19 protein-coding genes are annotated in these 20,766 nt (G+C 57.4%); 9 read left to right on the top strand and 10 right to left on the bottom strand.

The window, feature by feature from the left end:
• Nucleotides 1-139: 139 nt before the first annotated feature.
• The 8 genes from alaS to mltB all read right to left on the bottom strand — a co-directional run bounded on the left by alaS (nt 140) and on the right by mltB (nt 9,054).
• Nucleotides 140-2,770 (bottom strand): alanine--tRNA ligase, encoded by a 2,631-nt coding sequence (gene alaS, locus N7922_RS05415; RefSeq protein ID WP_263099596.1) that lies wholly within the window; start codon nt 2,768-2,770, stop codon nt 140-142.
• 131 nt (nt 2,771-2,901) lie between these two features.
• A complete protein-coding gene (gene recX / locus N7922_RS05410; RefSeq protein WP_263099595.1) occupies nt 2,902-3,402 on the bottom strand; it encodes a recombination regulator RecX in 501 nt (166 codons plus the stop codon).
• 68 nt (nt 3,403-3,470) lie between these two features.
• A complete protein-coding gene (recA, locus tag N7922_RS05405; RefSeq protein WP_263099594.1) occupies nt 3,471-4,535 on the bottom strand; it encodes a recombinase RecA in 1,065 nt (354 codons plus the stop codon).
• Nucleotides 4,536-4,625: 90 nt separating this feature from the next.
• Nucleotides 4,626-5,123, bottom strand: a complete 498-nt coding sequence (gene pncC, locus N7922_RS05400) for a nicotinamide-nucleotide amidase (RefSeq protein WP_263099593.1) — start codon at nt 5,121-5,123, stop codon at nt 4,626-4,628.
• Nucleotides 5,124-5,317: 194 nt separating this feature from the next.
• Nucleotides 5,318-6,196, bottom strand: coding sequence for a metal ABC transporter substrate-binding protein (locus tag N7922_RS05395; RefSeq protein ID WP_263100840.1), 879 nt, complete (start codon nt 6,194-6,196; stop codon nt 5,318-5,320).
• A gap of 12 nt (nt 6,197-6,208) precedes the next feature.
• On the bottom strand, nt 6,209-7,072 hold the full coding sequence (locus tag N7922_RS05390; RefSeq protein WP_263099592.1) for a metal ABC transporter permease: 864 nt from the start codon (nt 7,070-7,072) through the stop codon (nt 6,209-6,211).
• Nucleotides 7,069-7,743, bottom strand: coding sequence for a metal ABC transporter ATP-binding protein (locus tag N7922_RS05385; protein WP_263099591.1), 675 nt, complete (start codon nt 7,741-7,743; stop codon nt 7,069-7,071). Before N7922_RS05385 ends, N7922_RS05390 begins: the two co-directional genes overlap by 4 nt.
• Nucleotides 7,744-7,968: 225 nt before the next feature.
• Nucleotides 7,969-9,054 (bottom strand): lytic murein transglycosylase B, encoded by a 1,086-nt coding sequence (gene mltB / locus N7922_RS05380; RefSeq protein WP_263099590.1) that lies wholly within the window; start codon nt 9,052-9,054, stop codon nt 7,969-7,971.
• 273 nt (nt 9,055-9,327) lie between these two features.
• Here mltB and srlA point away from each other — a divergent pair, with 273 nt between their 5' ends.
• The 7 genes from srlA to gutQ all read left to right on the top strand — a co-directional run bounded on the left by srlA (nt 9,328) and on the right by gutQ (nt 14,260).
• Nucleotides 9,328-9,888, top strand: coding sequence for a PTS glucitol/sorbitol transporter subunit IIC (srlA, locus tag N7922_RS05375; protein WP_263099589.1), 561 nt, complete (start codon nt 9,328-9,330; stop codon nt 9,886-9,888).
• Nucleotides 9,885-10,853, top strand: a complete 969-nt coding sequence (locus tag N7922_RS05370; protein ID WP_263099588.1) for a PTS glucitol/sorbitol transporter subunit IIB — start codon at nt 9,885-9,887, stop codon at nt 10,851-10,853. Before srlA ends, N7922_RS05370 begins: the two co-directional genes overlap by 4 nt.
• 10 nt (nt 10,854-10,863) lie before the next feature.
• A complete protein-coding gene (gene srlB / locus N7922_RS05365; protein WP_263099587.1) occupies nt 10,864-11,226 on the top strand; it encodes a PTS glucitol/sorbitol transporter subunit IIA in 363 nt (120 codons plus the stop codon).
• A 17-nt stretch (nt 11,227-11,243) separates the two neighbouring features.
• Nucleotides 11,244-12,023: a sorbitol-6-phosphate dehydrogenase gene (gene srlD, locus N7922_RS05360; protein WP_263099586.1), complete on the top strand. Its 780-nt coding sequence runs from the start codon at nt 11,244-11,246 to the stop codon at nt 12,021-12,023.
• A gap of 78 nt (nt 12,024-12,101) precedes the next feature.
• A complete protein-coding gene (gutM, locus tag N7922_RS05355) occupies nt 12,102-12,458 on the top strand; it encodes a transcriptional regulator GutM (RefSeq protein WP_061493451.1) in 357 nt (118 codons plus the stop codon).
• A gap of 70 nt (nt 12,459-12,528) precedes the next feature.
• Nucleotides 12,529-13,302, top strand: a complete 774-nt coding sequence (gene srlR, locus N7922_RS05350; protein ID WP_263099585.1) for a glucitol operon DNA-binding transcriptional repressor SrlR — start codon at nt 12,529-12,531, stop codon at nt 13,300-13,302.
• Entirely contained in the window at nt 13,295-14,260 is a 966-nt protein-coding gene (gutQ, locus tag N7922_RS05345) for an arabinose-5-phosphate isomerase GutQ (RefSeq protein WP_263099584.1), read from the top strand. The genes srlR and gutQ overlap by 8 nt, the downstream gene beginning before the upstream one ends.
• Here the strand turns inward: gutQ and norR are convergent.
• Nucleotides 14,257-15,771, bottom strand: a complete 1,515-nt coding sequence (gene norR / locus N7922_RS05340; protein WP_263099583.1) for a nitric oxide reductase transcriptional regulator NorR — start codon at nt 15,769-15,771, stop codon at nt 14,257-14,259. The two genes, gutQ and norR, sit on opposite strands and share 4 nt — an antisense overlap.
• Nucleotides 15,772-15,963: 192 nt before the next feature.
• Between norR and norV the strand changes: the two genes are divergently transcribed.
• Together norV and norW are read left to right on the top strand one after the other, a co-directional pair.
• Nucleotides 15,964-17,415: an anaerobic nitric oxide reductase flavorubredoxin gene (norV, locus tag N7922_RS05335; RefSeq protein ID WP_263099582.1), complete on the top strand. Its 1,452-nt coding sequence runs from the start codon at nt 15,964-15,966 to the stop codon at nt 17,413-17,415.
• The gene (norW, locus tag N7922_RS05330) at nt 17,412-18,545 is read left to right on the top strand and encodes an NADH:flavorubredoxin reductase NorW (protein ID WP_263099581.1); all 1,134 of its coding nucleotides are present in this window, start codon (nt 17,412-17,414) and stop codon (nt 18,543-18,545) included. The genes norV and norW overlap by 4 nt, the downstream gene beginning before the upstream one ends.
• Here norW and hypF read toward each other — a convergent pair.
• Nucleotides 18,490-20,763, bottom strand: coding sequence for a carbamoyltransferase HypF (gene hypF / locus N7922_RS05325; protein ID WP_263099580.1), 2,274 nt, complete (start codon nt 20,761-20,763; stop codon nt 18,490-18,492). The genes norW and hypF overlap by 56 nt on opposite strands.
• Nucleotides 20,764-20,766 lie beyond the last annotated feature (3 nt).

Raw genomic sequence — 20,766 nt, 5'->3', positions numbered from 1 at the left:
TAAGCAGTCACGGCATTACATTCTGTTAAACCTAAGTTTAGCCGATATACAAGACTTCAACCTGACTTTCTTGTTATCACTAGCGTAGTGGCAATAACGCCATAACGGCAAAGTTATGGCGTCTGCTTTCGCTTTGTAATTATGACAGTTTAGCGCTTACCCACTCTTTAACGCTGGAGAGCGCTGCTGGAAGCGCGGCCGCGTCGGTACCGCCGGCTTGCGCCATATCCGGACGTCCGCCGCCTTTACCCCCGACCTGCTGGGCAACCATGCCAATCAATTCCCCTGCTTTCACACGGTCGGTCACATCCTTCGACACACCTGCTATCAGAGAAACTTTTCCTTCGGCCACGGTGGCAAGAACAATAACTGAAGCACCCAACTGATTCTTCAGATCGTCCACCATGGTACGCAGCATCTTCGGCTCGACGTCTGCCAGCTCGCTGACCAACAGTTTCACGCCGTTGAGATCGATAGCTTTACCGGACAGACTTGCGCTTTCCTGCACGGCCGCCTGTTCCTTAAGCTGCTGCAATTCTTTTTCCAGCTGACGGGTACGCTCAATCACGGTGCGTACTTTGTCGCTGAGGTTCTGGCTATCGCCTTTCAGCAACTGCGCAATGTCGTGCAACTGATCGCTCTGCGAATGCAGGCTGGCGATAGCGCCTTCGCCGGTCACCGCTTCAATACGACGCACACCTGCCGCCGTACCGGACTCAGACACAATGCGGAACAGACCAATATCACCCGTGCGGGAAGCATGCGTACCGCCACACAGTTCGGTGGAGAAATCGCCCATGCTCAACACACGCACGCGCTCATCATATTTCTCGCCAAACAGCGCCATTGCACCGTTCGCTTTCGCCGCGTCCAGATCCATGATGTTGGTTTCGATCGGCAGGTTGCGGCGAATTTGCGCATTGACCAGATCTTCCACCGCGCGGATTTCCGCCGGTTTCATGGCTTCGAAATGGGAGAAGTCAAAACGCAACGCTTTGTCATTCACCAACGAGCCTTTCTGCGCAACATGCGTACCCAGGACTTCACGCAACGCAGCGTGCATCAGGTGTGTGGCAGAGTGGTTCAGGCGAATGCGCGCACGGCGTGCTTCGTCAACTTCCGCTTTCACACCATCCCCGACTTTCAGTGAGCCGGTAGTCAGCTTACCGATATGACCAATTGCCTGACCGTATTTCTGTGTATCCTGGACGGAGAAAGCAAAAGCGTTGCCTTTCAGCTCGCCCTTATCCCCCACCTGGCCACCAGATTCCGCATAGAATGGCGTTTCGTTGAGAACAACAACAGCATCCTGACCAGCAGAAATTGCGTTAACCGGTTTACCATCAACAAACAGCGCCGTGACTTTGCCGTTCAGTTCCAGATGGTCGTAACCTTTAAATTCAGAGCTACCATCAACGCGGATCATCGCATTGTAGTCTGCGCCAAAACCGCTGGACTCGCGCGCACGGCGGCGCTGCTCTTCCATTGCGGCTTCAAAGCCAGCTTCATCAACTTTGATATTGCGCTCACGGCACACGTCCGCCGTCAGATCAACCGGGAAGCCGTAGGTGTCGTACAAGCGGAAGGCCGTTTCGCCATCCAGCGTATCGCCTTTCAGCTTCGCCAGCTCTTCATCGAGCAGTGCCAGACCGCGTTCCAGCGTGCGGGCAAACTGCTCTTCTTCGGTTTTCAGCACCTGCTCGACCTGTGCCTGCTGACGCTGCAAATCTTCACCGGCAGAGCCCATCACGGCAACCAGCGGGCCAACCAGTTTATAGAAGAAGGTGTCCTTCGCGCCCAGCATATTGCCATGGCGGATTGCGCGACGAATGATGCGACGCAGCACATAGCCACGGTTTTCGTTCGACGGGATCACGCCGTCTGCAATCAGGAATGCGCAAGAACGGATATGGTCAGCGATAACGCGCAGCGACTTGTTGCTCAAATCCGTCGCGCCAGTCACCTTCGCCACCGCCTGAATCAACTTCACGAACAGGTCGATTTCGTAGTTGGAGTTCACATGCTGCAATACCGCGGCAACACGTTCCAGACCCATACCGGTATCCACTGACGGTTTTGGCAGCGGTTCCATGGTGCCATCGGCCTGGCGGTTGAACTGCATAAAGACGATGTTCCAGATTTCGATGTAGCGATCGCCGTCTTCTTCCGGGCTACCCGGAGGGCCACCCCAAATGTGATCGCCGTGATCGTAGAAAATCTCGGTGCACGGACCGCACGGACCGGTATCGCCCATCTGCCAGAAGTTGTCAGACGCATACGGTGCGCCTTTATTATCGCCGATGCGAATAATACGTTCGCGCGGGATACCCACTTCTTTTTCCCAGATTTCGTAGGCTTCATCGTCTGTTTCGTACACCGTCACCCACAGACGTTCTTTCGGCAGGTTGAACCAGTTTTCACCGGTCAGCAGTTCCCATGCGTACTGGATAGCATCATGTTTGAAGTAGTCGCCGAAGCTGAAGTTGCCCAGCATTTCGAAGAAGGTGTGATGACGCGCGGTGTAACCGACGTTTTCCAGATCATTGTGTTTACCGCCTGCACGAACGCAACGCTGTGCAGTGGTAGCGCGGGAATAATTACGTTTGTCGAGCCCAAGGAATACGTCCTTGAACTGGTTCATCCCGGCGTTGGTAAACAGCAAAGTCGGGTCGTTATTCGGCACCAGGGAGCTGCTGGCAACTACCTGATGTCCCTTGCTATGGAAAAAATCGAGAAACGCCTGACGGATCTCAGCGGTGCTCTTGCTCATAATTATCCTGAAATCAAGCTAACGAAATGTGGTAACTGGTCGCCGCTATTTGCATAGCTCACGCACCAGCTACTGGAAAAAGTGGGAATAAGATAAGTTTTCTTTACTGCGAAGTAAAATCCCGTATGCGCTCAGTCGGCAAAATTTCGCCAGATTTCCTGAATATCTTCTTGCAGAAAGCCGCGATACAGTAAAAAACGCTGCACTTTCACTTTCGCCACAAACTCGGTCGGCAACGGTTCGCCATATTTACGTAACGCCTGCTCGCGGGCGCTCGCTACCCAGTCAATGTCGCACTCATACATCGCATTTTCACTGACCTGCCGGGCGATGCCTTTCTGATTTAACTCCTGGCGGATACGGGCCGGGCCATAACCTTTGCGGGCGCGGCTGGCAATGAACTGGCGTACAAAGCGCATATCGTCGAGAAAGTGATGCTCCAGGCACCATTCCACTATCTGATCGACCTCTTCCGGCGTGGTATCCAGCGTTTCCGGGCCATTTTTGCTCATTACCGGCGCCGTTAGCTTGCGGCGAAACTCCTGTTCGCTGTGATCACGCATCGCCAGAATACGCATCGCGCGATCGCGCAGGCGTGCAATCGAAGAGCGTCGGGAACTGTTCTCTGACATGACGAAATCCTGTGGTCATAGAAAAGCAAAAGGGCTGCATCAGCAGCCCTTGATTGCGGTTCAGATTATCAGAAATCTTCGTTGGTTTCTTCAACGCCTTCGCCGCTGTCATCCACCGAGAATTCCGCAGAGGAGCTCTGATTACTGAGCAGAATCTCACGCAGTTTTTTCTCGATTTCTTTCGCCGCAGCCGGGTTATCTTTCAGCCAGGTTGTTGCATTAGCTTTGCCCTGGCCGATTTTGTCGCCGTTATAGCTGTACCAGGCACCCGCTTTCTCAATCAGCTTCTCTTTTACGCCGAGATCAACCAGTTCGCCGTAGAAGTTAATGCCTTCACCGTAGAGGATCTGGAACTCAGCCTGTTTAAACGGCGCGGCGATTTTGTTTTTCACCACTTTTACGCGGGTTTCGCTACCGATAACGTTGTCACCCTCTTTTACCGCCCCGATACGGCGGATATCCAGGCGCACGGAAGCGTAGAATTTCAGCGCGTTACCGCCGGTGGTGGTTTCCGGGTTACCGAACATCACACCAATTTTCATACGGATCTGGTTGATAAAGATCAGCAGCGTGTTGGACTGTTTCAGGTTACCCGCCAGCTTACGCATCGCCTGGCTCATCATACGCGCCGCGAGGCCCATGTGAGAGTCGCCGATTTCGCCTTCGATTTCCGCTTTCGGCGTCAGCGCCGCAACGGAGTCGACCACCAGTACGTCAACCGCACCGGAACGCGCCAGCGCGTCACAGATCTCCAGAGCCTGTTCACCGGTATCCGGCTGAGAACACAGCAGGTTGTCGATATCAACGCCCAGTTTGCGGGCATAAACCGGGTCCAGCGCATGTTCAGCGTCGATAAACGCACAGGTTTTGCCTTCGCGCTGCGCGGCGGCAATCACCTGCAGCGTCAGGGTGGTTTTACCGGAAGATTCTGGCCCGTAAATTTCGACGATACGCCCCATCGGCAAACCGCCAGCACCCAGTGCGATATCCAGAGAGAGCGAGCCGGTAGAGATGGTTTCCACATCCATGGAACGGTCTTCACCCAGACGCATGATGGAGCCTTTGCCGAATTGCTTTTCGATCTGACCCAGTGCGGCTGCAAGCGCCTTTTGTTTGTTTTCGTCGATAGCCATGATTACTCCTGTCATGCAGAGTGAAGCGCGTTACGCCCCGCCGTGAATTACTGTTTTGTTGTCGCAATTATACTGTATGGTCATACAGTATCAAGTGTTTTGTAGAAAATGTTGCCACAGGGTTTGCAACGCATAAGCCGTCGCCTGTCGACGCACCGCTTCACGGTCCCCCTGGAAGCATTCGCGTCGGGTGATCCCTTCTCCGCGCGCGCTGGCGAAACCAAACCAGACGGTGCCAACCGGTTTCGCCTCGCTGCCGCCGTCCGGCCCGGCAATCCCGCTGACCGACACCGCGAAATCGGCGCGCGCGGCTTTCAGCGCGCCAATCGCCATTTCCACCACCACCGGCTCGCTAACTGCCCCATGCGCGTCCAGCGTCGCGGCCTGCACGCCGATCATTTGCGATTTCGCTTCATTACTGTAGGTGACAAAACCGCGCTCAAACCAGGCGGAGCTGCCGGCGATATCGGTGATCGCTTTCGCTATCCACCCGCCCGTGCAGGACTCGGCGGTCGTAAGCGTAGCGCCGCGCGCCTGTAGCGCCCGTCCGACACGTTCGCTCAGTTGCATTAATTCACTGTCCGTCATGATGGCTCCTGTGCGTCAAAAATCGTGGCGGAAAAGATACCACTTTCAGCACAAAGATGGGGATGGGTTAACGAATTTACGAGGACGCTTCAGAAATATTTGCTTCATGCGGAGGACAGCGCGAACCCACAGGCCCGGCAAGCGTGAGCATTGCCGGATGGCGGCGTCCGGGCGCGCCATCCGGCCATGCGAGGTTATTTCATGCTATTCGCAATGGTATCAACATTATGGCGGAATGCTTTCTGGTAGGTATCCGCCACACCCCCTTTGGCGCTCAACGCTTCCGGGTAGAGTTCACCGCCCGGTTGCGCGCCCGTGGCGCTGGCAATCTGTTTCACCAGGCGCGGATCCAGCTGGTTTTCCATAAACCACACTTTTACACCATCGGCTTTGATCTGTTGGATCAGAGACGCCACCTGCGCTGCGCTGGCCTCGCTTTCAGAAGAGAGCCCCTGCGGCGCCATAAATTCAACGTCATAAGCACGGGCAAAGTAGCCGAAAGCGTCATGACTGGTCAGTACTTTACGCTTCGCTTGCGGAATGGCGCTAAAACGCCCTTTCGCCCAGCTATCCAGCTGTTTTAACTCAGCAATATAGCGTTGACCGGATGCGTTCAATGCCGCTTCATCAGCCGGGTCGGCTTTCACCAGCGCAGCGAGAATATTTTGTGCATACAGTGCGCCATTAGCGGCGCTGTTCCACGCATGCGGGTCGGTCACCGTTGCGCCATCTTCTTCCAGCGTATGGGTTGTAACCCCTGTGGATGCCACAACAAGCTGGCCTTTAAAGCCAGACGCTTTGACCAACCTGTCCAGCCAGCCTTCCAGCCCGAGTCCGTTGACCACCACCACATCGGCTTTGTTAAGCAATGCGCTATCTTTCGCCGACGGTTCAAAAGTGTGCGGGTCACCATCCGGCCCGACCAACGTCGTCACCTTGACATGATCGCCGCCCACCTGCTGCGTGATGTCACCAAGAATCGAAAAGCTGGTCACCACATTGAGGGTTTTTGCCATTGCCCCCTGCGCGATTACGCTCAACGCGAGCGCCAGTATCACCCCTGTACGTTTCATCATTTCCCCTTGCTAAGTTAACAGTGTGCGCAGGCTGTGAGCCAGCCCGCTGCGCGTGCCGAATAAAATGGAAAAAAAGAAGATGATGCTGGCCGTCAGCACAATCGACGGACCGGCAGGTAAGCCCGCGCTCCAGGACAAACTTAATCCCAGCCAGGCGCAGACCGCGCCGATAGCCGCAGCCAGCAATAACAATCCCGGTAACGTGCGCGCCCAGCAGCGGGCCGCCACGGCGGGCAGCATCATTACACCGACCGCCATTAAGGTACCCAGCACCTGAAATCCGGCCACCAGGTTCAGCACCAGCAACGCCAGAAATAACCCGTGAAACATGCCGGGCACACGGGGCGCATTGACCTGTAAAAAGGCGCTATCGAAGGCCTCACTGACCAGCCCCCGGTAACCCAACGCCAGCACCACCAGCGTCAGGCTGGCAACCCCGGCCACAAAGAGAGCAGCATCGTTGTCCACCGCCAGAATCGAGCCAAACAGCAGATGCAGCAGATCAACGCTGGAGCCACGCAGCGACACCAGTGTCACACCGAGCGCCAGTGAGCCAAGGTAGAAACCGGCGAAACTGGCGTCCTCTTTCAGCGGTGTACGACGGCTAACCCATCCCGCCACCAGCGCCACGACCATCCCGGCGATAAACCCGCCGACGCTCATCGCCAGCAGCGACATGCCATTAAGCAGATACCCCGCCGCAACGCCGGGCAGAATCGCGTGTGATAATGCATCGCCCATCAGACTCATGCGCCGCAACAGCAGAAAAACCCCCAACGCCGTCGTACTGACAGACAGCGCCAGGCACACCACCAGCGCGCGGCGCATAAAACCAAATTCAATAAAAGGCTGGAAAAAGAGATGCCAGATCATGCGCTGTACACCTCTGTTTGCAGCGGCGCGGCATGCGTTGCTCCCCACTGCAGTTGTGGTTCGCCAAGCCGCAAGGTTTGCGGGAAATAACGCGCGACACGCTCGCTGTCGTGGAGCACCGCCAGAAGGGTTTGCCCGCTGCGGTGCATATCAACAATCTGCTCCATCAGTACCTGAGACGTCGCCTCATCAATGCCGGTAAAAGGCTCATCAAGCATCACCAACGGCGCGTTTTGCACCCAAACGCGGGCAAACAGCATGCGCTGAAACTGCCCGCCGGAGAGCGTATCGATCGTTTCCCGCGCCATTGCGGTCAGCCCGACACGCTCAATCCCTTGCGCCACACGGCTGCGCGCTGCGCGGTTCAGCCCGCGAAACAGTGAAACTCGCGGCCAGCAGCCCATGCTCACCACCTCCTGCACCGTCACCGGAAACTGTGACTCCAGCGCATGGCGCTGCGCGAGCCAGCCAATGACAGGACGCCGCTCCGGCCAGCGCAGCACACCGCTGACAGGCGGTAAAAATCCCGCCAGGGTTTTCAGTAGCGTCGATTTTCCACAGCCATTTGCACCAACAATGGCGGTCATGCTGCCGCACGCTATCCGGCCGCACAGCGCCGGGGTAATCGCCTGCCTGTCATAGCCGGCCACCAGGTGGTCAAGTTCAATCATGGTAGCGCCACCGCCCAACAGGTCAGCAGCCAGAGCACCAGCAATAACACCGCCGCCAGCAGCAGCCGCGTCGTGCCGGAAAGGGAAAACAACGTTACGGGAATCATTCATACACCTCATATGTTATAACGTAACAATAATCAGAAGTGATAATGAAGTAAACGGGTGGGCGAAACGGGAGTGCGTCGAAATGTTTCAGTCCCCTCCCGCAGGAGGGGCGCTGAATTAGCGAACCCGCGCCAGCGCAACCGCCTGGCCGAGCTGCCAGACTGCCATTGCGTAGTGGGTGCTGTGGTTGTAACGGGTGATGGTGTAGAAGTTTGGCAAACCGTACCAGTACTCATAACCGGTACCCACATCCAGGCGCAGCAAGCTGGCCTGCTGATGCGTGCCCAGCGGCTGCTGCGGCGTTAACCCGGCAGACGCCAGTTGCCCGATGCTGTAGTTGGTTTTAAAGCCGTTCTCCAGCCCCGGTGCCTGGCCGTTCGCCGGAACAGCGACCAGATCGCCTTTCACCCAGCCATGCTGTTTGAAGTAGTTGGCCACGCTGCCAATGGCATCAACCGGATCCCACAGGTTAATGTGCCCGTCGCCATTAAAATCCACCGCAAACTCCTTATAGGAGGATGGCATAAACTGGCCGTAACCCATTGCGCCTGCGAAAGAGCCTTTCAACTCAAGCGGGTCATCGCTTTCGTCGCGCGCCATCAGCAGGAAAGTTTCCAGCTCGCCGGCAAAGTAATCCGCACGGCGCGGGTAGTCGAAAGCCAGCGTCGCCAGGCCATCGAGAATACGGGTTTTGCCCATCACTCTGCCCCAGCGCGTTTCCACGCCAATAATGCCGACAATGACCTCCGGCGGAACGCCGTACACCATCCATGCGCGGTTCAGCGCATCTTCATATTGATTCCAGAACGCCACGCCGTTTTGCACGTTATCCGGCGTAATAAACTGCTTGCGGTAACGCAGCCAGGCGCCGTTTGGTCCGCTCGGCCCGGCGGTGGTCGGCGCTTGCTTGTCCATCAGGCGTAAGACGTAATCCAGGCGTTTCGCCTGCGAGATAATTTCATGCAGTTGCTGGCGGTCAAAACCGTGCTTGCTCACCATCTGGTCAATAAACCGCTCCGCCGCCGGGTTATTGGCGAAATCACCTCCGGTCATCACAACATTGTGCTGCGGCGCCAGCAAAAAACCGCCGGACGGCGCGGGCGACGATGCAGTCTGCGGGGTTTCGGCAAGAGGGGGTTTACTGCTACAGGCACAGAGCACGACAAACGCAGGCAGCAACGCTGCGTAACAACGCTTCAACATGGGACATCCATTTTAAACGAATTCAGCCAGGAGCAAGTATGGTAAAGCATCTGACCACCGACAAGGAAGCGCCGTAACGCCTGCGCGCACGATCGCACTTCACTTTTTCTCCTGCTATCCCGTATTCATTTAAAACCGTCCTTTCTCGCAATATCTTTCACAATGATCATTTTTTCTTTCATAACGAGATCTAAATAACACATTTCAACCTTTCATCATGATTATGATAGTGCACGGTTAAACAACAAAACGACACCCCTACAGGAGAGAACAATGGAAACCATTACGCATGGTGCCGAGTGGTTCATCGGGCTGTTTCAGAAAGGCGGAGAGGTCTTTACCGGCATGGTGACCGGTATCCTGCCGCTGCTGATAAGCCTGCTGGTGATCATGAACGCGCTCATCAATTTTATTGGCCAACACCGTATCGAAAAATTTGCCCAACGCTGTGCGGGCAATCCGATTGCCCGTTATCTGCTACTGCCGTGTATCGGCACCTTTGTATTTTGTAACCCGATGACGCTCAGTCTCGGGCGTTTTATGCCAGAGAAGTACAAACCCAGCTATTACGCCGCCGCATCGTATAGCTGCCACTCGATGAACGGGTTGTTCCCGCATATCAACCCCGGCGAACTGTTTGTTTACCTTGGCATCGCCAACGGCCTGACCACGCTGGGCCTGCCGCTGGGGCCGCTGGCGGTGAGTTACCTGCTGGTGGGTCTGGTGACCAACTTCTTCCGGGGCTGGATAACGGATCTCACGACCGCCATTTTCGAGAAAAAAATGGGCATTCAACTTGAACAAGACGTCCAACTCGCTGGAGCTACATCATGAGTCGCATCGTTATTGAAAAAGGCGCTGGCGGTTGGGGCGGCCCGCTGCATATCGATGCCAGCGCCGACAAGAAAATCGTCTATATCACCGCAGGCACACGCCCGGCTATTGTCGACAAACTGGCACAACTGACTGGCTGGCAAGCCGTGGACGGCTTTAAAGAGGGCGAGCCGCCGGAATCCGAGATCGGTGTTGCGGTAATTGACTGCGGCGGAACGCTGCGTTGCGGCATCTATCCGAAGCGCCGTATCCCAACCGTCAATATTCACGCCACCGGCAAATCGGGGCCGCTGGCGCAGTACATCATGGAAGATATCTATGTCTCTGGCGTGAAAGAGGAAAATATCTTCCTACAGGGTGAATCCGCCAGCACAACACCATCGCAACAGCCGCGGCAACGTGACTATGACACCAGCAAAAAGATCACCGAGCAGAGCGACGGTTTGCTGGCCAAAGTGGGGATGGGCATGGGTTCAGCGGTCGCCGTCCTGTTTCAGGCCGGGCGCGACACCATTGATACCGTACTGAAAACCATCCTGCCGTTTATGGCCTTCGTCTCGGCGCTGATCGGCATCATTATGGCGTCCGGTCTGGGTGACTGGATCGCCCACGGTCTCGCGCCGCTCGCCAGCCATCCGCTCGGTCTGGTGACGCTGGCGCTGATCTGCTCTTTCCCGCTGCTGTCGCCGTTCCTCGGCCCAGGCGCGGTTATCGCACAGGTGATTGGCGTGCTTATCGGTGTGCAAATCGGTCAGGGACACATTCCGCCGCATCTTGCCCTGCCCGCGCTGTTCGCCATTAACGCACAGGCCGCTTGTGACTTTATCCCGGTAGGCCTGTCGCTGGCGGAAGCCCGCCAGGACACCGTCCGCGTCGGCGTTCCTTCAGTGCTGGTCAGTCGCTTTTTAACCGGTGCGCCCACGGTGCTGATTGCCTGGTTCGTATCGGGTTTCATTTATCAATAAGAGGTGTTCCATGAAGGTGATTTACCAGACCACCATTACCCATATCGGCGACTGCGCAGCCGACGCGCTCAGCGACAATATGCTGATTACCTTCCGTGAAGGCGCGCCTGCGGATGTGGCGGAGTTCTGCTTTATTCACAACCACGGCGAGTTGTCTGGCGCGCTGCGTCCGGGAGCGGAATTCATGCTCGGCGAGCAGCATTATCCGGTCACGGCCGTCGGCGACGTTGCGGAGCAGAATCTGCGTGAGCTGGGCCATATCACCCTGCGTTTCGATGGACAGACGCAGGCCGAATACCCCGGAACGGTGCATGTCGACGGCGTGACGCCGCACGATATCGCCCCCGGTTGCATTTTGAAATTTGTCGCTTAAGTCGTAAGGAGAACTATATGAAACAGGTTGCCGTTGTCATTGGCGGGGGACAAACCCTTGGGGCGTTCCTCTGCCGTGGGCTTGCCGCAGAAGGGTACCGCGTCGCGGTCGTGGATATTCAGAGTGATAAAGCGGCCAATGTCGCACAGGAGATCAACAGCGAGTTTGGCGAAGGCATGGCCTACGGCTTTGGCGCCGACGCCACCAGCGAACAGAGCGTACTGGCGCTGTCACGCGGTGTGGATGAGATCTTTGGTCGTGTGGATTTGCTGGTCTACAGCGCCGGTATCGCCAAAGCGGCGTTTATCAGCGACTTCTCGCTGGGCGATTTCGACCGCTCATTGCAGGTGAATCTGGTGGGCTACTTCCTGTGCGCCCGCGAGTTCGCCAGACTGATGATCCGCGATGGCATTCAGGGGCGCATTATCCAGATCAACTCGAAATCCGGCAAAGTGGGCAGCAAACACAACTCCGGCTATAGCGCGGCAAAATTCGGCGGTGTAGGGCTAACGCAATCGCTGGCGCTGGATCTGGCGGAGTACGGGATTACCGTGCACGCGTTGATGCTCGGCAACCTGTTGAAATCCCCGATGTTCCAGTCGCTTATTCCGCAATACGCCAGCAAACTCGGCATTCCGGCCGAAGAGGTGGAGCAGTTCTATGTGGATAAAGTGCCGTTGAAACGCGGTTGCGACTACCAGGATGTGCTGAATGTACTGATGTTTTACGCCAGCGCCAAAGCCTCTTACTGCACCGGCCAATCGATTAACGTTACCGGCGGGCAGGTGATGTTCTGATGATTGCCCTTATCCGGCCTTATCACAGGCCGGATAAGGCATTAACCGCCATCTGGCGCAGATATAAAGGAGAACACGATGGTTTCAGCCCTGATCACCCTCGCCGTTATTGCCTGGTTAAGCCAGCTTGCCCTTGGCGGCTGGCAAATTCGTCAGTTCAATCACGCGTTCGATGCGCTGTGCCAGCGCGGGCGGGTCGGCGTTGGCCGTTCGGGTGGGCGCTTTAAACCCCGCGTTGTTCTGGCGGTGGCCTTTGATAAACAGGACCGCGTCAGCGACACGCTATTGATGCGCGGCATCACCGTATTCGCGCGTCCGGCGAAAATCGACCGTTTAATTGGCTTAAAACGCGAGGAATTAGAGCCTGATGTGATCTTTCCCCATGATCCTGGCTGTCAGAATGCTCTATTATTAGCGCTTAAAATGAAACATTGATAATTTCGTTGTGAACGCTATTAGCTTGCGAAATTATCATTTCGCAACGTAACGCAGGAAATCAGCGCCAATGAAACCACGTCAGCGTCAGGCGGCTATTCTTGAGCATCTGCAAAAGCAGGGAAAGTGTTCTGTTGAAGAGCTGGCACACCACTTCGACACCACAGGGACGACCATTCGTAAGGATTTAGTTGCGCTGGAGCATTCCGGCGCAGTGATCCGCACCTATGGCGGTGTGGTGCTTAATAAAGACGAAGCCGATCCCCCTATCGATCACAAAACGCTGATCAACACCGTGCAGAAGGGTCTGATTGCCGAAACGGCTGTCGCCTATATCCACGATGGCGACTCCATTATTCTTGACGCGGGCAGCACCGTGCTGCAAATGGTGCCGCTGCTCAGCCACTTCAACAACATCACCGTAATGACCAACAGCCTGCACATTGTGAACGCGCTGTCAGAGCTGGATAACGAACAAACCATCCTGATGCCTGGCGGCACCTTCCGCAAAAAATCCGCCTCATTCCACGGCCAACTGGCGGAAAACGCCTTTGAACATTTCAGTTTCGACAAACTGTTTATGGGCACGGACGGCATCGATCTGAATGCCGGCGTCACCACCTTCAATGAGGTCTTTACCGTCAGCAAAGCCATGTGCAACGCCGCCCGCGAGGTGATCCTGATGGCGGACTCCTCTAAATTTGGCCGTAAAAGCCCCAACGTCGTCTGTAGCCTGGAGAGCGTAGATAAACTGATCACCGACGCCGGGATCCCGGCAGACGTACGCGCCGCGCTGGAAGAGAAAGGGGTCGAAGTGATCATTGCCGGAGAACAACATGAGTGAGTCATTGATTAACGCAGGTCGCCAAACCCTGCTGCTGGAGTTACAGGAAGCCAGCCGCCTGCCGGAAAGGCTGGGCGAGGATTTTGTGCGCGCGGCCGAAACCGTGCTGAACTGCAACGGCAAAGTGATCGTTTCCGGCATCGGCAAGTCCGGGCACATTGGTAAAAAAATCGCCGCCACGCTTGCCAGCACCGGCACGCCTGCCTTTTTCGTGCACCCGGCAGAAGCGCTGCACGGCGATCTCGGTATGGTTGAAAGCCGCGACATTATGCTGTTTATCTCCTATTCCGGCTCGGCAAAAGAGCTGGAGCTGATCCTGCCGCGACTGGAAGAGAAATCCGTAGCGCTGCTGGCGATGACCGGCAAACCCCGTTCGCCGCTGGCGCTGGCCGCCGATGCCGTGCTGGATATTTCCGTTGAGCGCGAAGCCTGCCCGATGCACCTGGCTCCCACCTCCAGCACCGTCACCACCCTGATGATGGGCGACGCACTGGCGATGGCGGTCATGCAGGCGCGAGGTTTCGATGAAGAGGACTTTGCCCGTTCACATCCCGCTGGCGCGTTGGGTGCCCGTCTGCTGAACAAAGTGCATCATTTAATGCGCAAAGATGAACAGGTGCCGCACGTGCAGATGACCACCAGCGTGATGGATGCGATGCTGGAGCTGAGCCGCACCGGTTTGGGTCTGGTTGCGGTATGCGATGAACAACGCCAGGTGCAGGGAGTCTTTACCGACGGCGACCTGCGTCGCTGGCTGGTGGCGGGTGGCGCGCTGAGTACCGGGGTCAACAAAGCGATGACCCGCGGCGGCATTACCCTTACCGCAAACAGCCGTGCCGTCGACGCCAAAGAGCGCCTGATGCAGCGTAAAATCGCCGCCGCGCCCGTGGTGGATGATGCCGGTGTGCTGGTGGGCGCCATCAACCTGCAGGACTTCTACCAGGCCGGTATTCTCTAACCTTTCAGACCCAGACGTTTCGCCAGCCGGTGCAGGTTGGCGACGTCTATCTCCAGCCCACGCGCACTGGCCGCCCAGTTGCCGCCATGCTCCTCCAGCGCGCGGGCGATCAATGCGCGCTGGAAATCATCTGTCGCATCACGCAAGTTCTGCCCGACGGGCAACGACTCCGGTACAGGCTCCGGTGGTGCAGGCTCCTCACTGAGCGCGAAATGGCGGGCTTCCAGCACCACTTCCGCCTGGTTGTGCGTACCGCGCGCCAGCACAATCGCCCGGTGAATCGCGTGCTCCAGTTCACGCACGTTGCCTGGCCAGCGATAGCTCAACAAATGATGCCGCGCGCCAGGGCTTAACACCACGCGCCCGAGCCCCAGCCGCAGGCGGCACTGCTCGCAAAAATACCCCGCCAGCAGGACCACATCCTCCCCGCGCTCGCGCAGCGGCGGCACAGAGAGAGGAAAAACGCTCAGCCGATGGAACAGATCGGCGCGAAAACGCCCGGCCAGCACCTCTTCCCGCAGATCGCGGTTGGTCGCCGCCAGTACCCGCACATCCACGCGCAAACTGCGATCGTCGCCAACCCGCTGAATATCGCCATATTGCAGCACGCGCAGCAGTTTGGCCTGCAACGACAACGACAGCTCGCCAATCTCATCAAGAAACAGCGTACCGTTGTCCGCCATCTCAAATTTACCGCTACGGTTGCTGATAGCCCCGGTAAACGCCCCTTTCACATGACCAAACAGCTCGCTTTCCGCCACGCTTTCCGGCAAGGCGGCGCAGTTCAGATAGATCAACGGGCTGGCGGCACGCGGCGAGCCTTCGTGGATGGCTTTCGCCACCAGCTCTTTACCGGTGCCGGTTTCACCGCTGATCAGCACATTGAGATCGGAGGCCGCCACGATATCGATCTCTTTTTTTAACTGCGTGATCCCCGCCGACAACCCAATCATCTCGCTGTGCGCCGCCTGCTCGAAAGTGGCTGGCGCGCCCGGCAACATGTTCTGGCTCTCCAGTTGCTCAATCAACAGCGCATTGTTCAGCGCCCCGGCCGCCAGTGCCGCAATCAGCCGCAGCTCTTCATCGCTGAAGGTGTCGAACTGATCCGGTGCCATACCATCCAGCGTCAGCGCACCAATCAGGTTCTGCCCGGCAAATAACGGCAGGCCCACGCAGGCATGCACCTTCAGGCTCTCCTGACCGGGGATCAGCCCATCGTAAGGATCCGGCAAATCACTGTCCGCCGGGAATCGCACCACGTCCCCGGCGCGTGCAATGGCCTCCAGCCGCGGGTGCCCTTCCAGCGTAAAACGCCGCCCCAGGACATCCTGCGCCAGCCCGTCAATGGCGAGCGGGATAAACTGCCGAGCCTGGTAGCGCAACAATGCCGACGCATCACACTCCAGCACCTGCCGCAGCGTGGTGATTAACCGCTGGAAACGATCCGCGTGACCAATACCGCTTTGCAGCTCAATGGCGATCCCCGCCAGCACATTCAGCGAAAAACTCATGCTTACCTCACTGTCTTTTTGACAATGCATAGTGTCATATTGACTATTTTTATCATAGTCGTAATGACTATTATTTTTTTGGCGATAAAAACAAAAACCATAAAAATCAATCAACTAAAAACTGGCACACTAATTGATATAGGTCCTGTATCGCATTCATCGCATTAAAGAAAACAGTACAGGACACTTGATATGGCTATTCATGTAAAAAACAACATTCACTGGGTTGGGCAACGTGACTGGGAAGTGCGCGATTTTCACGGTACGGAGTACAAAACGCTGCGCGGCAGCAGCTACAACAGTTACCTGATCCGCGAAGGTAAAAACGTATTGATTGATACTGTCGATCATAAATTCAGCCGGGAGTTTGTGCAGAACCTGCGCAGTGAAATCGATCTGCAAAAGATCGATTACATCGTCATTAACCACGCGGAAGAAGATCATGCGGGTGCGCTGACCGAACTGATGTCTTACATCCCGGATACGCCGATTTACTGCACTAACAACGCCATCGACTCCATTAACGGCCACCACCACCACCCGGAGTGGAATTTCCATGTGGTGAAAACGGGCGACTCGCTGGATATCGGTAACGGCAAACAGCTTATCTTCGTTGAAACACCCATGCTGCACTGGCCAGACAGCATGATGACCTACATGACCGGCGACGCGGTACTGTTCAGCAATGACGCATTTGGTCAGCATTACTGCGACGAACGTCTGTTCAACGACGAAGTGGATCAGACAGAACTGTTTGAACAATGCCAGCGTTACTACGCCAATATCCTCACACCGTTCAGCCGTCTGGTAACGCCGAAAATTACTGAAATCCTCGGTTTCAACCTGCCGGTGGACATGATCGCCACCTCGCATGGCGTGGTGTGGCGCGATAACCCCACGCAAATTGTCGAGCTGTATCTGAAATGGGCGGCGGACTACCAGGAAGATCGCATCACGATTTTCTACGACACCATGTCCAACAACACCCGCATGATGGCTGATGCCATTGCCCAGGGGATAAACGAAGTCGATCCGCGTGTCGCCGTGAAAATTTTCAACGTTGCCCGCAGCGATAAAAACGAGATCCTGACCAACGTGTTCCGTTCCAAAGGCGTACTGGTTGGCACCTCGACCATGAACAACGTGATGATGCCGAAAATCGCCGGACTGGTGGAAGAGATAACCGGCCTGCGTTTTCGCAATAAACGCGCCAGCGCCTTTGGCTCCCACGGCTGGAGCGGCGGTGCGGTAGATCGTCTCTCCACCCGTTTGCAGGATGCCGGTTTTGAAATGTCCGTCAGCCTGAAAGCGAAATGGCGACCGGACCTGGACGCACTGGAAGTGTGCCGCCAGCATGGTCGCGATATTGCCCGCCAGTGGGCGCTGTCGCCGCTGCCGGAAGTCGTGAGTCAGCCGTCCGCCAGCGCACAACAGGCCTGTGCCTGCGCCGCCGCCGCGGCTGCCGAACTCGGCCCGCGCATGCAGTGCAGCGTCTGTCAGTGGATCTACGATCCGCAACAAGGCGAACCGCTACAGAATGTTGCGCCGGGTACGCCGTGGCGCGACGTGCCGGACACATTCCTCTGCCCGGAATGTTCATTAGGTAAAGAGGTGTTTGACGAACTGGCATCGGAGGCAAAATGAGCGCAGGTATTGTCATTATCGGTTCGGGCTTTGCTGCCCGGACGCTGGTAAAAAACATCCGTAAACTGGACAGCGCCGTCCCGCTAACGCTCATCGCCGCCGATGGGATGGAGGAGTACAACAAACCGGATCTTAGCCATGTCATCAGTCTCGCCCAGCGCGCCGACGATCTCACCCGCCAGTCGGCGGGGGAGTTTGCCGAACAGTACAATTTACGTCTGTTCCCGCAAACCCGCGTGAGCGCCATTGATGCACAGGCGCGAGTGGTGAAAAGCGCGGATAAACAGTGGCAATACGACAAGCTGGTGCTGGCGACCGGGGCGTCGGCGTTCGTGCCTCCACTGCCGGGTCGCGACATGATGCTGACCCTGAACAGCCAGCAGGAGTACCGCGACAGTGAAACATCATTGCGCGATGCACAGCGCGTGTTAATTGTTGGCGCAGGTCTGATTGGCTGCGAACTGGCGATGGATTTTCAACGCGCGGGGAAACGTGTCACCGTGCTGGATAACGCCGCCAGCATTCTGCCGTCGCTGATGCCGCCGGAAGTCAGCGGGCGTCTGCAACACTGCCTGACCGCAATGGGCGTACGTCTGCTGTTGAAATCCCGCTTGTTGTCTCTTGAACAGAGCAGTGGCGGCGTACGTGCACAGCTTGATGACGATCGCTATCTGGAGGTCGATGTGGTGGTTGCCGCCACCGGTCTGTCGCCGCAAACCGCGCTGGCAAGCGCGGCGGGCATCGCAACGGGTCGTGGCATCGTGGTGGACGGCACGCTGCAAACCAGCGATCCGCACATTTACGCCCTCGGGGACTGCGCAGAGATCAATGGCCGGGTGCTGCCGTTCCTGCAACCGATCCAGCTCAGCGCCATGACGCTGGCGAAAAACCTCACCGGCGGCAGTGCGCAACTGGTGCTGCCAGCGATGCTGGTGAAGGTGAAAACGCCGATGATGCCCCTGCATCTGGCCGGGGAAACGGCGCGTGGCGATCTGCGCTGGCACATCACCACCGAAGCCGACGGCATGGTGGCAAAAGGGCTCGATGCCAGTGATAAACTGCGCGCCTTTGTGGTCAGCGAAGATCGGATGAAAGAAGCGTTCGCGCTGCTGAAGACGCTGTCCGCGTAAGGCGGGCCGCCGCCACCAGCCCCTGACCAAAGGCAATCGCCCCATCTCCGGCAGGCAACTGATGCGGAAACAGCAGGGTGAATTGCGGCAAATAAACCCGTAAGCGGTTTTTCAGCAGGCGGTTATGCAGTACGCCGCCGCTGAAAACCAGCGTATCTATACCGCGCGACACCGCATGCTGGCGCGCCAGCGCCGCCATCCCCTGCGCCAGCGCATCATGAAATGCCCACGCCCGCGCAGGCGGGCTGGCTTTCCAGTTCAGCCATTGCCGCCAGAACACGGCCAGATCAAGCTGCCGCCCACGCAGCGGTAGCGTGACCGGATGGGTGACTTCACCACTGGTTGCCGCCAGCGCTTCCAGTTGGCAGGCCGCCTCCCCTTCATAACTCAGATGCAACGGCGCACAGCCCAGCGCGCAAGCCACCGCATCAAACAACCGCCCGCAGGAAGAAGCCAGCGGCGCATTAATGCCACGCTCAATTGCCCGCGCCAGCAGCGGCCAGTTCTGCCGCTCCAGCACGGCGCATTCCGGGTAGTGCTGCCAGTCCGGAACGAAGGCCAGCATCTGCGCCAACAGGTTTCGCCACGGTTGCTGCGCCGCCAGATCGCCGCCCGGCAACGCTACGGCGGGTAAGCCGCCCAGGTGCTCACATTCGCGATAATTGACCCGCAGGCATTCGCCGCCCCACAGCGCACCGCCCGCGCCCATGCCAATCCCGTCCAGCGTCAGGGCTATCACATCCCCCCCTTCCAGCGGCCAGCCGTGTTCCGCCAGGCAGGCGGCGGCATGCGCGTGATGATGTAAAACGGTCTGCACCGGTAAATCGTAACTCTCAGCCCACTGGCTGGTGCGGTAACCGGGGTGCGCATCCACCACCACCTGCCGTGGGGTAAAGTCATAGATCGCCTGCATCAGGCGCAGTGCGCTACGCCACTGCGCTTCCACGCCTTCATCCGTCAGGTCGCCAAAATGTTGCCCCGGCACGGCACTGTTGCCACGCAGCAGGCAAAAAGTGTTTTTCATGTCCGCGCCAAGACACAGCAGCGGCGGAATGGCGTCAAACCCGTCCGGCAACGGTATGGCGTCCGGCACATAGCCGCGGGAACGGCGCAGCATTTCGCCATTCGCCCGCATCACCGAGTCATCCATTCGCTGCACAATATCGCGGTTATGCAGTAAAAAACCGTCGGCGATCTCCGCCAGATCGTCCAGCGCCTGCCCATTGGTGATCGCCGGAGGTCTGCCGCTGAGATTGCCGGAGGTCATCACCAGCGGGCGCTGTAACACCTGCGCCAGCAAATGTTGCAGCGGGTTCGCGGGTAACATGATCCCCACTTCATCAAGGCCGGGCGCAATCGCGTCGCATACCCCGCTGACGCCAGCTTTATCCACCAGCACAATCGGCGCGGCGGGAGTTGAGAGTAACGTCACGGCTTGCGCCGTTAAACCGGTCGTCCCCGGCAACATGACCGCCAGCGGTTTTGCCGGGCGGTGCTTACGCGCACGCAGCAGTTGCACCGCCGCCAGGTTAGTGGCGTCACACGCCAGGTGAAACCCACCCACCCCTTTCACCGCCACAATACCGCCGCTGTGCAGGAGGGCTACCGCTGCCTGCAACGCCGCCTCGCCTTCAGCGTGCTGCGCGCCGCTGCGCCACTCAAGCTGCGGGCCACAATCCGGGCAGGCGACCGGCTGGGCGTGAAAGCGCCTGTCCAGCGGGTTGCGGTACTCCGTTTCACAGGCCAGGCACAGGGGAAACGCCGCCATCACCGTATAGGGGCGGTCGTAAGGCATGGCGTGAATAATGGTGAAACGCGGGCCACAGTGGGTGCAGTTGATAAACGGATAACGGTAGCGCCGCTCGGCGGGATCGTTCATCTCCGCCAGACAGGCGGGACAGGTTGCCGCATCCGGCACTATTTGAGTATTCATGGCACCACCCGCGCTATGGCGGATGGTGAAATCATTCGGCAGAGGTTGCCAGAGAAATGCCGTGCTAATCACACGATCAATACGCGCCAGCGGCGGGCATTGTTGCTGCAACAGGGTGAGAAATTCGTCCGCATTACCAAGCAGACGAACCTCCACACCCTGCGCATCATTACAGACATCGCCTTTCAGCCCGAGCTGCTGCGCCAGTTGCCAGACAAAGGGGCGAAACCCCACCCCCTGAACTTTTCCGTAAACGCGTAAGCAGACACCGTTGCTGTTGGTCATGTC

The sequence above is a fragment of the Kosakonia sp. ML.JS2a genome, from assembly GCF_025642095.1.
Lineage (GTDB): Bacteria > Pseudomonadota > Gammaproteobacteria > Enterobacterales > Enterobacteriaceae.
Note: the sequence above shows the minus strand (reverse complement) of the source record. Positions and strands in the feature narration are given on the sequence as shown.

Excerpts from the sequence above, each read along its gene's own strand:
- recX (WP_263099595.1), bottom strand. The coding sequence starts at position 3,402 with ATGTCAGAGAACAGTTCCCGACGCTCTTCGATTGCACGCCTGCGCGAT.
- norW (WP_263099581.1), top strand. The coding sequence starts at position 17,412 with ATGAGCGCAGGTATTGTCATTATCGGTTCGGGCTTTGCTGCCCGGACG.
- norR (WP_263099583.1), bottom strand. The coding sequence starts at position 15,771 with ATGAGTTTTTCGCTGAATGTGCTGGCGGGGATCGCCATTGAGCTGCAA.
- hypF (WP_263099580.1), bottom strand. The coding sequence starts at position 20,763 with ATGACCAACAGCAACGGTGTCTGCTTACGCGTTTACGGAAAAGTTCAG.
- alaS (WP_263099596.1), bottom strand. The coding sequence starts at position 2,770 with ATGAGCAAGAGCACCGCTGAGATCCGTCAGGCGTTTCTCGATTTTTTC.
- N7922_RS05370 (WP_263099588.1), top strand. The coding sequence starts at position 9,885 with ATGAGTCGCATCGTTATTGAAAAAGGCGCTGGCGGTTGGGGCGGCCCG.
- mltB (WP_263099590.1), bottom strand. The coding sequence starts at position 9,054 with ATGTTGAAGCGTTGTTACGCAGCGTTGCTGCCTGCGTTTGTCGTGCTC.
- gutM (WP_061493451.1), top strand. The coding sequence starts at position 12,102 with ATGGTTTCAGCCCTGATCACCCTCGCCGTTATTGCCTGGTTAAGCCAG.
- recA (WP_263099594.1), bottom strand. The coding sequence starts at position 4,535 with ATGGCTATCGACGAAAACAAACAAAAGGCGCTTGCAGCCGCACTGGGT.
- srlA (WP_263099589.1), top strand. The coding sequence starts at position 9,328 with ATGGAAACCATTACGCATGGTGCCGAGTGGTTCATCGGGCTGTTTCAG.
- gutQ (WP_263099584.1), top strand. The coding sequence starts at position 13,295 with ATGAGTGAGTCATTGATTAACGCAGGTCGCCAAACCCTGCTGCTGGAG.
- srlD (WP_263099586.1), top strand. The coding sequence starts at position 11,244 with ATGAAACAGGTTGCCGTTGTCATTGGCGGGGGACAAACCCTTGGGGCG.
- N7922_RS05385 (WP_263099591.1), bottom strand. The coding sequence starts at position 7,743 with ATGATTGAACTTGACCACCTGGTGGCCGGCTATGACAGGCAGGCGATT.
- pncC (WP_263099593.1), bottom strand. The coding sequence starts at position 5,123 with ATGACGGACAGTGAATTAATGCAACTGAGCGAACGTGTCGGACGGGCG.
- srlB (WP_263099587.1), top strand. The coding sequence starts at position 10,864 with ATGAAGGTGATTTACCAGACCACCATTACCCATATCGGCGACTGCGCA.
- N7922_RS05395 (WP_263100840.1), bottom strand. The coding sequence starts at position 6,196 with ATGAAACGTACAGGGGTGATACTGGCGCTCGCGTTGAGCGTAATCGCG.
- N7922_RS05390 (WP_263099592.1), bottom strand. The coding sequence starts at position 7,072 with ATGATCTGGCATCTCTTTTTCCAGCCTTTTATTGAATTTGGTTTTATG.
- srlR (WP_263099585.1), top strand. The coding sequence starts at position 12,529 with ATGAAACCACGTCAGCGTCAGGCGGCTATTCTTGAGCATCTGCAAAAG.
- norV (WP_263099582.1), top strand. The coding sequence starts at position 15,964 with ATGGCTATTCATGTAAAAAACAACATTCACTGGGTTGGGCAACGTGAC.